This is a genomic window from Nostoc sp., assembly GCF_036919815.1.
Taxonomy (GTDB): Bacteria; Cyanobacteriota; Cyanobacteriia; order Cyanobacteriales; family Nostocaceae; genus Nostoc.
Map to the genome: position 1 here is coordinate 43,553 of NZ_JBALCE010000046.1, position 14,021 is coordinate 57,573.

A 14,021-nucleotide genomic window follows, 5' to 3' on the forward strand; every position below is an offset into this window, starting at 1 on the left:
AGTAGAAAAAGTTGTTGCAGATATCCAATGCCCTATGGCAATGTCAAAGATTACAACAAGGTGCGATCGCTTCGGTAGAAATATTTTCCAACCCTATAGACTCCAACAAATCTTTCCAATCAGCCGCCAAGTCCGCATCTTGTCGTTGCCGGGCGCGAAGTTTTCCTAAAGTAGTCAGAGCATCTTGCCAAATACCTGCTTGAGCATAAAGGGCTACTCGTTGACGTGGGGTTGCTATCTGTAAGCGACGTGTTAATCCATCTTTTGGGACAATGCGTTGTACTAACCCTTCAACTGCTATATCTTCTGAGCGATTTTGCGGGTTACAATCAATCAAAAAGTACCAGTGATAATATTGTCCAATTTCCAGGGGTTTCTCTGTTGTAGGAACACTAACTCTAATCACTCCTGGCGTGTTGGATAAAGTAATAGGAATTGGTTCTTTGGAGAGATAGTTCTTTTGTTCATCCTCTAAGATAAATTTCACCGAGTTGATATTCTTGGGTAAATAGGGAACGTAAAACCAAAAAGTTGGATGTTTCTCTGTGGTTAAGCTTAAAACATATTGTGTGGTAGCTGTGCCTGTTGTTACTTGCTTCTGATTTGCGGTTTTTGACACTAAAGGTACTAAGGCTGTGAGAGGTTTGTTCGTAACTGGGCAATCACCGCGAGTTCCTGCACCTCTTCTGTCTCTCGGTGCGCCCCGATTTTCTGGTTGTTTTTCTAAAGATGGCTGAACAAAACGTATTTTTGTAGTGTTTGATTGCTGAGATTGTACTGCTAATTGCGTAATATTAACTAACATAAAAGTTGCAATCAATACTAATGCTTTTGGTGGTGAAAGAAAGTTGATTTTAGTCATAATTAATTTTTCAATTATTTACAGTTATTTTTTTTATGAATAATTTTTCGTATTTTTCACACTGATTCCAGTGATTACTAATCCCAATGCAGAGGGAAGGAATGGCATCCAACCTCCATATAGCAACAGAACAAAACAGCAACCGTAGAGGATGAGTAATTCAGCACTGATAAGAATAGCAAGTTTCAATAGTGACCGACTGTATACAGCTAATATTCCGGCTACCAAAGACGTACCGCAAATCCACAGGATTTCACCCCATGCAGGTAAAACCCACAGCAGAGGGCGCTTGTCTAAAACAGCACTTAGAATTTGACTAACCATATTTGCCTGAAGCAGTACCCCTGCAATTTCCTGGTATGGGATAGTTGCCATACTATAGGGTGTAAGAAAATAATCTTTAGCGCCTTGTGAGTCAACACCAATCAAAACAATCTTATCTTTTACCCAGTTGGGGTTGAATTGATTATTCAGAACTTGTGCGACAGTGAGTTGTTTTGCAACCTCCCGCGAAGAGCGATAATTAAGTAGTATTTGGTGTCCTTTTGCGTCAAATTGTTGGTAACCACCTGTGGGAATATCTATGGGTTTAAAGACTATTTTGCCAAGCTGCAAGTAGCCTTCGTCAGTAATATCGAATTTGATGCCTTCTTTAGCTAGATATTGTCGTGCAAGTTGGAAGTTGAGGGAGTAGGGCGACTTGCAATTTGACCCCAGGTCTGGTGTCATATATAATAGGTTACGACGAATTACCAAATCGCTATCAGATTCAACATCACTAAAACCTATGCGGTTAGATGGAATTTCCGGTGGTGGTGAAATCCCAACTGTTTGTTTATTGCTACCCCCAAGTTGACAGATAGCAATAAAGTTGTTGTTTGTCCGCAAACGATTTGCTAAATCTGGATATTGAGAACCTACCGGAAAATCTCGATAAATATCTAAACCAATGGCTCTTGGTTTGTAAAGTGACAATTTTTGCAATAGTTCTTCTAATGTCCTATCTGATAGCGATGATTTTTGTCTTTGTTCTTGAGCTTGAATATCTTTTTCTGTGACAGTAATCACCAAAAGACGTTTATCTACACCTTCGTCAGGTCGCATCCGCATCATTGAGTCGAAAGCTAACAGTTCCCATTGCTGCATGAAGCCGAGCGATCGCACTCCCGCAATTAAACAGGTGCTCAACACACTCACTAAAAATGTGATTTTCAAATTCCGCGCTGTCAATTTAGGGAAAGCAACTATGTTAGTTTGACCGCATAATTCTTGCCAAGTTAGAGTCTCTTCCGCTATGTTTTGACAAATCACAGGTAGCCAAGAAGCACCAGGAAATTCTTCTTCCAAACCCTGTAATCTTGAACGTGCATAACGCACCGCTAAATAGAAAGATTGACCTTCAGAAAAAGCTCCCAAGAAATGTTTCACAAACTCTTGTGCTATAAAGTCCGGTATTTCTTCCCGCATGACAATAATTTGGCTAATTTGCAAATCAGTTAACTGTCGCGCTAATCCCAAACCATCACAAGAATTGAAAATAGCTATTTTTAAACCGCGTGAAATTGCGTAACTTAATGCATTTTTTAACTCGGTTATTGTTAAAATACTAGTTTGATTTATATGTATCTGACCCCGATCATCTTTGCTATGACTGTGGCCTGCAAAAAACAGTATATCCCAACCTTGTTCGTCCCAAAGGCACTTATCTAATTCCTGACGTGAAGGCTCTACTAAAAATACTGTTGATGCAGATGGTAATTGTTCTAGAATATTTCTATCTTGCTGAATATCAATTCCTTGACTATTACCCAAAATTGCCAATATTCTAACTTTATTTGTTTTCTGTTTAGGTAATGGTATTACTCGCTCATATTTTGAAGTACTTACAGCAACTTCGCATAATTGGTAATGCTCAATAAAATTCCACAAATGCCAAGGTAGCCGTTGTAGGAGATAATCGCTTGTTTCAATAATAACTTGAAATTCTTCATCTAAAGCCAATTTCTCTCGTAATTTTTGATCTATTGGGCGGAATAAATCAGAGTTTAGCCAACAATTGATTTCTTGATATAACTGTTCTTTAACCTCACTAAAATCTACTTCACTAACGTTATTTAAACCTGTCGATTCTACTTCGATTCCCGAACGACCCACGAATCGTTTATGAAGTGCTTGATATATTAATTGAAAGCGTTTATAGATTTCAGCAATTTTTGGTGCAGGAGGTAAACTTCCTGTAAATTTTATCGGACGAGAGTTGTTAGTTTCCCATAATTGTGCAGTTACAGGGAAAAAGCCATCGTTTAAGTTACCTTTTTCTAAGCTGATAACAATTAATTTACTCATCTTTAATTATCAGATAGCTATGATTTACAGGCAGAATGCATACTGTTTTAATATATATCATTTTTTTGTTAACTCATGACTTGAAAATACTAAGATAGCTAATCTCAAGTTTGCTTAAACACTTATAATATCTATAAGTTATTAGGTTGAGGAACGTAGATGCATACTCCTAGGTCGAAGCAAGCTACGCGGAGCGTCTCGCAGAAAAGCGGCTTTCCGTTCGCGTAGCGTCTCCGACAGGAGAAGGCTAACCCAACACAAGTTTAGAGATCATGTTGCGTTGAACCTTGTCAAACCCAACCTGTCCTGTATTGATAAATTTTCTTATAAGTAATTACCCAAACTTGATATGATTTCAAATGGAAAAATTTTCTGTCATCCTGAAATTATCAAGAATCAGTTGGATAGAAAAGTTGGTTCCGCTTAAACCTTTAAAACGGTTAAGTTGAATGTAGCAATCTAGACTTCTCGATTCAATTTGTTGTAGAATGTTTCCCGATTCTAAAAGTATAACATTGAGATTTGGTGGCAAATATTTCTTATTACCAGTGGGGTGAACTTGTACAATGATCGCAATTTTTTTGTCTTCTTCCTGCGAGAGAGCAAGCATCAATGCTAAAGATTGTCCTCCTAATTGTACCCCCAAATCAATTAGCTTGACTCCATTTACACCTGTTTTCTTAATTGCCGAAAAACTTCTAAACTCAAATGCTAAATTTCCTAGCTGTGAATTTAAAACTTCGTCAATAGGTTGCCATCCGGTTGCAAACAGGTTCTGAAACCATTGATTAAGGTTCACCTGAATAAATGAGGAGTCTACAGAGACGTTATTCATTGATTCTATGCTTGATGACAAGTATTTCTTAACAGTGGATACAGTATTTTTTTCTTTATTTAAACGTTGATGATACAGTTGTTGTCGCCACTGTTCGTTGGAAATTAATGCCGCCCATTGAGCAAATGGTATATCCAAATGTACCCTGGGAGAATAAATAGAAGCATCACTCAATGTCTCCAATATGTTTTGAGCTTCTGCTGCTAACAAAGTTACTTCAGGTGGAACTTCTTCTCGCCAACGCAATCCCAATGTAGCAAAAAGTAAGGTGAAATTTTCAGTTAACTGTTCGATAGGTAAAGAATAAGTGCGATCGCTTGAATTATATTTGCCTTGGTTTTTCAATTGACGATGGGTAGTAAACCCGCATACTCGTATCCAACAATCATCATCATCGCCATCCAAATTTACCTGCACTGATATATAATAGTCGGCTGCCCAACTATTAATATCTACCCATTCTTGCGGTACGCACAATTCTTCTATATCTATTGTTTCAGTCGGCACTAATACTATCTTGGTTTCACCCACCTTAATTGCTGTGCCATTTACTATCTCTAAGATCATAGGTAAATTTTCTTCACTAGGAAATACCTGTGCACGTAACGTAGATTCTTCTAAGGACACCTGAAACCAAGTGAGTAAGCGGCTCAAGCAGATGCGATTAAGATAAGCATTGTAAATTGCGATCGCATTTGAGTGATGTTGGCAAAGCTGCCATATTTTTTCTTGTTCGGCTGTTTCTACTTGTAACCAAATATGCTTAGTGTCAATATTTACGAAATCTGATAAACTCAACATAATATTCCTCCTCTCTAATAAAGTTAATACAACTGATTTTGAATATATATTTCCACTAGGAAAATCTTTTCTTCTAATTTTAATTCTTTCTTTCCTAATTTAGCTTCATTTTTCAACACTATTTTTATCAGAGATTTGTAATAATTACTTAACCACTTTTCTAAATATTCTTTAATCCAAATGGTTATTTCCTGCATCAATTTTTCTTGTAATTGATTTGTTATTTTAGTAAGTATTGTAGCTATTTTATTCAAGCTAATACCTAACTGAGAAGCAATTTTTATTTCATCCATTTGCTCTCCATAATAAAGTTGCAAAATCTCGCGTTCTTCGTTTACTAATTTCTTTATTGCTGACACCAAAGCTGCTTGAATCAAATCTGAGTGTACTGGTGCATGATACTCACTTTCTAACCATCGTCCTACATACTGTTTAACCCATCGTTGTGGTTGGGAGATTCTTGCTATAGTTTCTAATAATTTGATTGTAGATTTAGTTAGATAGCGAGAAATTGTACTTTGATTCATTCCTAATCTATCTGCTAGCTGTTTTTGATTTAGTCCAAACCCATAATAGAGAAGTAAAATTTTCCGTTCATCCAGTTTCAGGGATTGAAGTTGCTCAGATAAAATTGAATTAGCTTGATTCGCCAAAAATCCTTGTTCTCTTGTATCCTCAGTGCTTGATATCTTTTCCCATTCGATTTCTGGAGCTTGTAATTCTGATTTAACTTCAAATTCACCTTGGAGGGCATCAAGTGAAAATTTCGGTAGAATTGATATTGGATAACTTTCTAAAGCTTTAATACAAATCTCCATCCAATCTTGAATTTGTTTTGCAGTTACTTTAGTAGAGTTAGCAAATACCTCATGGGGTGCAGTTGGTAATACCTTTTCTAGGTTATAACATTGAGCAGATTTTGAAAAATCTTCTTCGTCAGGGGCTATCCATTTTTTACCTGTAGTTCTGGTGGGATTTTTAACTTTGTTAATTAAATAAACTTGTTTAAAGTATTTTCTGGCAAAAATCATTAATGAAATTTCTGGTTCGATGATTCCGAATACTTTTAGTGCTTCTATGAGTTCTTTATCACTCTTTTTGTATAACAATCTCCACCGTGAAAATCTACTAACTTCTGCTGAAGATTTAATATGGTTTGTTAATGTGTGAGTTATATATGTATCTATATTCGCACTTTGAGAATTATATTTAACTAAAATTTCTTTCAATTTTAGGGGGTTGTAAACTAGCAATCTAGCAATACATAGATATTCTTCCCAAGAATTGGCGTTACGCTCCTTACATAAGTCTTTGGCAGCCCAATAGCATTTTTCTTCGAAGTAACTTGCTAAATGTTCATAGGCAAGTTGTATTTTATTGCTTGGCTTCCAATCTGCTATTAATTGTGATTCATCAAATACTACTTTTCGCCAAAAATTGGCGATGTCTATTCCTCTATCCTGGTGGCAAAATAAATTAGAAAACTCCTGATGCTTGTCTTCATATAATTTCAAATTACGTTGCAGAGAAGGTTGATGTTTCCATTGCAACGCTAATTGATTATTTTGGTTAATTAGCACAATATAAGTAGAAAATTTGTTAAAATTATCCCTCCGCTTTGGTAATACAGGAATACTGTCATATTTAGTAAAATTAAGCACCATAATTTTTCTCCTTACTAGATAACAAAATGAGGTTTACAATCTATGCAAGGGGAGCAACGCGATTTGGTGAAGAAGTGCTAAAACCAAGAACGGAAATAGGCTATTTCGGGATGCGTAGGCGCAGTCCGCCGTAGGCATCGCAACGAAAACCCTGGTTTTATTGAGAATTTAGCGATGTAATTGATAATTTAACCTTGATCTCACCAAATCGCGTTGTTCCTATATGCAAGTATTAAATATACTGCCTTGTTTTGTGTGATTTTACCTTCACTGAACTTATTGGGAGCAAAGCAAGCTAATTATGCAAGTTGTAGGCATTATAAAAACTTGAGAGTAGAAATTGGTCAAAACGCTTATACTTTTACCTCGTTTACATATAATATCTATTTATCAAACAACAAAAAGGCTGGTTTTAGCAAGCTAGGAAAAATAAATAATATCAAAATTTACGCAACCGCTACATAATTTGGGTATAATTAAAGACAAATTCCGCCAAGGTATGACAAGTACTACAACTGGTACGGTGCTTAATACCCCTCTTTTGCCACTTTCCGAAAGCAAAAATCAAAAGCAACTTTTAAAACTCTGACTGGATTCGTGTCTCAAATTTTTGAAGTTGCTGCATAACTAGATCCACTTAATTAAGCTCATACTATTTTAGTGAACTATGAAATGTTAGTAGACTTATGTCTATAAACAGGGTTATTCCATTAATTCACAAGACTCTAGACAGAATTATTTAAATTAAAGCCATTAATATTTCTAGCAGGGGGTGTGACTAAAACTAAATCTCGTCGTATTCTGCTCCGGAGTCTACGTTGAACGACTCATCCATTATCTGCTTCAAAGTCGGAATGTATCCTAGTCCCGCAACTATGCCTTCATTATACAAACGCCCAAATTCGTCTGCGGGAATGGTAATAAATTCCAATTGTTGACTAGCTATCTCAAGGCTCTCTCCTTCTTGGAATTTTTTCTTGATTGCATTCATTTGTGCGTCTTTATTACCTGCTAACGCATATATTACTTTTCCTCCTAGCTTTTGTGCAAGCTTCTTATTTTTATCAACTTGATGGGTATCTACACTGGCTGTGTTTTTCGCTTCAACTATATTTGTTTTTTCATCTTCGTCAAACACAAAATCTATTTCTCTATATTTTCCATTTTCTGTTGGTGTTGTTATGTTTTGTGAATCACCATTCAAGCAACTATTTTTTTCTTCTTTCGTTAATCCCCGACTAATTTGTTTTCCATGTACAATCTTGAAATTTCCTACTAAGTGCATAGCTGTTTGTATTTCATGATACAAGCCACAATCAATTTGTTGATACCTTACTTTTAAGCTGTCATTAAACTGTTTAATCATTACGTTTATCCTAACCCTTGGATCTTTCTCATTGTCTGGGACATTAGGATAATTGATAGTACCTTCCAGTTGTGGCTCCTTATCCTTTTGTTGAGTCGTTTGGGTTTGTTGTTCTATTTCTTCTTGTGGATTTACTGTATTATTTTCTGCTGCTTCAAATTGTGTATCTTCTGCACCACCTCTATTAAAATCTGCTCGTGCCACCTCTCTTGGATTAGACTCTTGTCCATTCGTTTGTGTTTGTTGCAGAGGATATGCAGATGTAGTAGAAAGGAGTTTAATACTCTGTGTTTGTTTTTGTAAGACATTTGGAGGTATTCTGGAAACCCGGTTGTTACTCTCCTGAATATTTCCGGTATGTGGGCGATTTGCAGATTCTATTTCTTTTTTTCTCACGGAAATAAGATAGATAATTTCCCATAATATCCTTGATGTATTAGTGAGTGAACTTTCTGTTTCTATGTGCAGATGTCTTTCTGCGCTAAACTAGTTTCAACTTTATGCTGAATTATTTGACAAATTCTTCCTCGTTTATCTGTAGTATCTTATTAATTTTCACTATCAATGTCTATAGACAAAAGTATGAATACAGAATATAAATTTCTGCCGAAAAAATTGTGTGTTTGGCGAATTATTGCTGCTTTAGGGACAACTATAACTGCTGACTCATAGGCAGAAACGATGCAAATCAGTCTGATTTAGGCGAACGTGTTTACCGTCCTGATTTTGGCTTGTTTTATCTTCAGTAAGTTTTTGCGACACAACCTTAAATCCAGCCAGAAATTTCTACGCTCGTTAATGATTTCCCTAGTTTTTCATACTCTGTTTGAGTTGCTCTAAGAATATGCTTCATTTGGACAGGCTCTTGTGCATCGGCGGCCATAAAGGCTGAGTTGAGGGCAATAATGCGGATATTACCGCCAGGAGCGTTAAGTTGAGCTAGTCTTTCAACGTTTAAGCCTTCGGTTGGCGTATCAGGCGGAAAAATCCGTCGCCAAATTTCAGATCGATGGGCGGCATCTGGGAGAGAAAATTGAGTCACGAACCGAAGTCGCCGCATGAATGCAGGGTCTAAATTACTCTGTAAATTCGTCGTTAAAATAGCCATTCCTGGATAGGATTCCATTCGCTGAAGTAAATAACTGACTTCTAGATTGGCATTGCGATCTTTAGAATCTTTAACTTCACTCCGCTTACCAAAAATAGAGTCTGCTTCATCAAAAAGCAAAATTACACCCCCGCTCTCAGCCGCATTAAATATCTGCTGTAGATTTTTCTCAGTTTCGCCAATGTACTTACTGACAACAGCAGAAAGTTCAATTCTATAGAGATCAAGGTTCAGCTCATTGGCAAGAACACCTGCTGCCAGAGTTTTTCCGGTTCCGCTAGGCCCAGAAAATAGTGCTGTAATACCCAGTCCACGTCTACTTTTAGATGCAAATCCCCACTTTTCGTATACTTTGGCTTTCTGTCGGACATGAGCCGAAATTTCCTTTAGGATTCCCTTCTGAAGGGGCGGCAATACCAAATCTTCCCAGGACAATTTAGACTCAATTCGCTCTGCAAGCTCATCTAATCCAGGACGAGCTTGGACGCGGCAGCTTTGCCATAGAGCCTGTTTTAGGGAAGGAGCGGACGGCATTGTCAACTGCCCGACAGCTGCGGTACAGGCTCGACGAATCATAGAGGTACTAAGTTGAAACTGAGACGTGAGTTCCTGCAAGTCTTGCAGCAGCTTATCTGAGTCTGGTATATATTTCCCTTGCTCATTGAGTTGAGTTTTGAGTTCGGCCACAGAGGTTTCCCAGGTAATTAACTGTTCTTGAGGTAGGGGTTTAGGAACATCAAAGCGAATCATCTTACACTTTAACTCTTGGAGTGGAACACGCGTTGTGATAATGATAAATCCTGAAAATTCCTCCAGGAGTTGATTGAGCGCAGCACGTTGTTCTGGATCGGAAAGATCCGTATCATCGCAATTGAGCAGGAGCGCCCTATGCTCTAAAATACATTCTCTCTGCAATCGGCGAGTGAAAGAAGTTAAGTCGTTAGAGTTTAGAGGAATGCGATCGCAGTTCAGGAGACTGATGCCTCGCTCAAGTTGGTGACAAACAACTTGGGCAATATCTATCTTATCTTCTATCTCTGAACCACACAGTTGAATTATGGGGGCTTGAGATGAACTTAGATGCCATAACGCTGCTATTTTATCAGCCAAGCTCTGGTGAGAGGGCATTAGTTGATTGGGACGATCTGAAGGTAGCTCAGTAAGTCCTGTCAGTAATGGGTCTGTCGTTTGGAGACCTTGAAGGTAATGAAGGATTCTCTCATCTATAAACAATTGTTTATTCAAAAGGCTATTACCCGAACCTAAATCGATGAGCTTCCAGTAGCGAAGCGCTCCATCAGGAGCTAATGCACTCCAATGAGGATTTGGTAAAGCTCTGAGGGCTAACCCAAATGTTGGATAGTAGTAGTTCCGATCGTTATAGACTTTAGTGCATAATTCTGGAAAACGCGAATCGAGTTCAATGGCAGCGCAAAAAACCAGTATATAAAACTCAAATTCTGAAAGTCTAAATTTTTGACAAATTTGCTCAAAAGCTGGAGGAAATGACATTTCAGAAGCTATCTTCCAGAGTTGAGATCGATCGCGATCGGTGTTTGAAGATCTTGCGTCGGGATCGTTTTCAGATCGATCGGTCGAGTTTTGTAGAAGATTGTGGACTAGATCGAAAGCGGCAATTGAATAGTGGTGGTTGGCCTGGTACCAGACTTCAAAATCGTGCTGCATTATACTTTTTCCAGTTGCGAACTCTGTATTTGGCTTTCGTCTTTATACTTAGGCTGAGTGTGGCAAGGAAGGAAATAGGTGATTGATAAAATTTACCATTCTCTCTATTCGTACAACAACGCCAATTAAAAGTAGTACAAACAATGCTTGAAACGTTGCATTTAGAGGGCGTTGTGTTCAGCATAGATGCCCTACACTGCCAAAAAAACTACTGAGCTAATAGTTAAGGGCGCAAACGACTTTAGCTAGGGGAGGGTCATTCACGCCTACAACAAATCATTACTTCTAAGGCATAAACAGGCCCGTCGGATCTTCCCCCTCAGCGACTTTCTCGGGTCGTACCGGAACGACTTGATTGGAGGGGATTGATTGACTTATGGTGTATGAGGCCCTGGAGTTTGGATCTCTCTTTGTTAATTCGGGATGTACGTTTCTGAAACCTATGAAGGCACTGTTCTTTTCAATACTCTCTCCTCCAGCACTGAGTTTGTCATGATACTCTGCATAAGCGTTGGCTACTTTCCTGCTAGGAGTACCATGAACCACGCCTTGAGAATTTTCTATATATTTCGGGTCATTCATTTTTCTACTAGCTCCTCCCTCCTGTCCTCCATAAGATGTTTGTAGCCCCGTTTCTAATATGTTGGCTGCATTGCTCTCTGAAGTTCCATGAAGCATATATCTTGGTATAGAACGGTTGCTATCCACTGAGTCCCGACCCTCGTTTTGCGCTGTAAATTCTCTGCTAAAGCGGCTAGGCGTTAGTGATGATACTGAGCTAGATTGTAATGGCGGTCGTGCTGGCGTCGTCGCTTGCTGAGATGATGAAGCTAAACCTGGCGGCGGTTGCAAAGACGATTCTCCCTGCTGTTGCTCTCCTTGCTGACGATCTTGTCGTTCTGCCTGACGACGCTTATGTTCCTGCCGTGGATGGAGTATATTTTTAGCAATTTTTTTCATCGTTGGTGCTCCCTGCTTTAGATATGGTTCAAACGGTCAAAATCTGGTTCAAAATCACCCTAAATTACAAATTTATTGTTGTGGCGATCGCAAAAGGCGCGTCTGTTTTAAGGCTAAAAAGCGCGATTGCGGGCGTTGAAACTTTGATTATATCCAACCAGTGACTTCTACACTCGTCAATGACTTGCCTAATTTCTCATACTTGGTGCGATCGCACATATTAGCCTTGAAGAGCTAGAATAGGCTTATCGTCTATGGTTGGATGTAAAACGAAAGTCTGCTCGTTCGACAATACCTCTGATTCTTGATAGTTTTGGTAATTATATAGTTGTTGATGAACAACCTGAACCTTCTGAACCCCAGCATATAGATTTTGGGGCAGTTTAAACAAAATTCTGTTATCTTCAACAATTTGTGGTTCTAATAGGTTTTCTCCTCCGTTCAGACGCAGCAGAGTTACATCCCCCCTAAGGTTGTTCCCATAGATGATTAGACTGCTCCCAGCGACAATCTCGTTATTTGTAGGCGATGCCACAATTTTCTCAATTTGCGGCTGATTCAATGCCCCTTTACTAGAACCTGGAGCAAGTGAAGATTTCTTAGAGCCAATAAACACCATCGATACTTCGTAGGCTATTGAGGGTCGATAAGAACCTTTTAAGAGCGACCACAATTTGGACATCTGTTCTGTATCGAACAAGTTTGGCGCGATCCTTACTTGGTCTAACTGCTCAGTTAAAGCTTCAACAGAAGTCGATTCAATCGCTTGTGCCAAAAGACCGGAACGATTGATGATTGCGACATGATTTAGCATTGTTCGAATCGTGGCATTGGATAAAACCGGAGTTTGATGCATAAGCTGCATGACATAACCCAAGAGTATTTCCGTCTGAAAGTCTTTGTTTCCGTAAGCGGTCAATACATAATGGAGATTGATGGCTAAGGGGAGAATTGCACCTTCTTCTGTACTAGCTTGATGGTAGGCTGGCTGGTTGTGTAGCTTGTCGCCTTTAGCATTGCGCCCACCCATATCTGCATTACGATTTTGCGAAACTTGGTAGAGAAACAGGTTTAACTGAGGTTGACCATCGACTCCAATAGAAATCTGATCTGGGGGAAGTGTGGTTACTAGCACATTTCCCATACTCGACAGTGCTGCATTTTGAACCAAGCCGTCTTCTAATAAGTTTTTGAAGACAGCTGTTATCGCTGCGATCGCTAATCCATTACTCATAAGCTTTCAACTGATGAAATATCTTTTCTGATGGGCATCTCAGATATGAGAAGAAACGTGGATCTAGTAAACCACGAAAGAGCTGCTAGATTTTTACACGCTTGAACCCTTCGTAGGCTACTTCTACTTCTTCAATCTCTAGCTGTTGACTATTTGATTTGACATCCGAAAATTTGTATCTGGTAGGCCAGGCTGCTGTAAGTTCAAATCTTGCCTGAGGTTTTCCATCATCATAGATCGTTAGAAGAGCATTTTTTCTCTGTTTAGCCCAGTTGCCATCCTCAACCAACTCAAACCAGTTCCATAGAGCCATCGAACTTGTCATTCCTCGAAGTAATGTTAAATTTCCGCTCTTGGCATTACCTGGAAGTTTCGTTTGCACAAACTTTCCTTTGTTTGCTTTGCCCCATCGACCGGAAGTAACCTCACTAAACTCAATTACATCCTGCGAATAGTTAAATCCCTGACATTCCAAGAAAACTGCGTCTACCACGTCACTTGAGCCATCAAGCTTTAAATCTAAATAGAAATTAGCTCCAGTAAAAAAAACGGGGCTTCTAGGTAACTTTGACATAATCTATTTCGTCGAACCAAAATATCTTAATTGCCGAATCAAACAGGATTAAAAGAGAAGATTTGCCCTCTATTAAAAGAGGGCTAGTGATTTTTGCGTGAGAGGAATGCGAATATTACCTATTTTTCACGCTTGATCTCTTGAGCAACTAACTCTAACGTTTCAGTAACTATTTCTGCTCCACCAGCCTTCATTGAAGAGACCGTATACTTGCAGGGAAAGCATTGCTTAATCTGCCATTCCATAACTGGTTTCCCGTCAAAATACCCAGTAATTTTTCCATCTTCAAGTTGATTATCATACTTAGGAGCCTCCTTCCCAAAAGGATTAACTTTTGAAAACCATTCATAGGCACTCTTACTTGCAGTTCCAGACAAAACAATCGTTATGTTGGTCGATTTGACAGGTCCCGGCTTTGATTGCCTTACTTTGACTCCATCTTTCCCAGTTCCAGCAACCTGATCGGTGGTAGCAGCCTCCATCCCCATATTACTGAACTCTTGGACTGGTAAGTCCTTGACCTTAGACCCTGCACTAAAGTAAAAATCCGAACAGGTGATGAGTTTTGTATCTGGCATGATTTTC

10 protein-coding genes are annotated in these 14,021 nt (G+C 38.8%); all 10 read right to left on the minus strand.

What is annotated here, in order from left to right:
* Nucleotides 1–43: 43 nt before the first annotated feature.
* The 10 genes from V7K15_RS11980 to V7K15_RS12025 all read right to left on the minus strand — a co-directional run bounded on the left by V7K15_RS11980 (nt 44) and on the right by V7K15_RS12025 (nt 14,014).
* The gene (locus tag V7K15_RS11980) at nt 44–862 is read right to left on the minus strand and encodes a DUF928 domain-containing protein (protein ID WP_334905722.1); all 819 of its coding nucleotides are present in this window, start codon (nt 860–862) and stop codon (nt 44–46) included.
* Between the two features lie 33 nt (nt 863–895).
* Nucleotides 896–3,208, minus strand: coding sequence for a CHASE2 domain-containing protein (locus V7K15_RS11985; RefSeq protein WP_334905723.1), 2,313 nt, complete (start codon nt 3,206–3,208; stop codon nt 896–898).
* A gap of 355 nt (nt 3,209–3,563) precedes the next feature.
* Nucleotides 3,564–4,844, minus strand: a complete 1,281-nt coding sequence (locus V7K15_RS11990; RefSeq protein ID WP_334905724.1) for a DUF1822 family protein — start codon at nt 4,842–4,844, stop codon at nt 3,564–3,566.
* Nucleotides 4,845–4,867: 23 nt separating this feature from the next.
* A complete protein-coding gene (locus V7K15_RS11995; protein WP_334905725.1) occupies nt 4,868–6,508 on the minus strand; it encodes a sigma-70 family RNA polymerase sigma factor in 1,641 nt (546 codons plus the stop codon).
* Nucleotides 6,509–7,292: 784 nt separating this feature from the next.
* Nucleotides 7,293–8,270: a hypothetical protein gene (locus tag V7K15_RS12000; protein WP_334905726.1), complete on the minus strand. Its 978-nt coding sequence runs from the start codon at nt 8,268–8,270 to the stop codon at nt 7,293–7,295.
* A gap of 370 nt (nt 8,271–8,640) precedes the next feature.
* A complete protein-coding gene (locus V7K15_RS12005; protein ID WP_334905727.1) occupies nt 8,641–10,494 on the minus strand; it encodes an ATP-binding protein in 1,854 nt (617 codons plus the stop codon).
* A gap of 459 nt (nt 10,495–10,953) precedes the next feature.
* On the minus strand, nt 10,954–11,628 hold the full coding sequence (locus V7K15_RS12010) for a hypothetical protein (RefSeq protein ID WP_334905728.1): 675 nt from the start codon (nt 11,626–11,628) through the stop codon (nt 10,954–10,956).
* A 220-nt stretch (nt 11,629–11,848) separates the two neighbouring features.
* Complete coding sequence (locus tag V7K15_RS12015; protein WP_334905729.1) at nt 11,849–12,862, minus strand: DUF4255 domain-containing protein; 1,014 nt, start codon at nt 12,860–12,862, stop codon at nt 11,849–11,851.
* An 85-nt stretch (nt 12,863–12,947) separates the two neighbouring features.
* On the minus strand, nt 12,948–13,436 hold the full coding sequence (locus V7K15_RS12020) for a phage tail protein (protein ID WP_334905730.1): 489 nt from the start codon (nt 13,434–13,436) through the stop codon (nt 12,948–12,950).
* Between the two features lie 119 nt (nt 13,437–13,555).
* Nucleotides 13,556–14,014 carry a phage tail protein gene (locus tag V7K15_RS12025; protein ID WP_334905731.1) on the minus strand — a complete coding sequence of 153 codons (459 nt, stop codon included), beginning with the start codon at nt 14,012–14,014 and terminating at the stop codon, nt 13,556–13,558.
* Between the last annotated feature and the right edge of the window lie 7 nt (nt 14,015–14,021).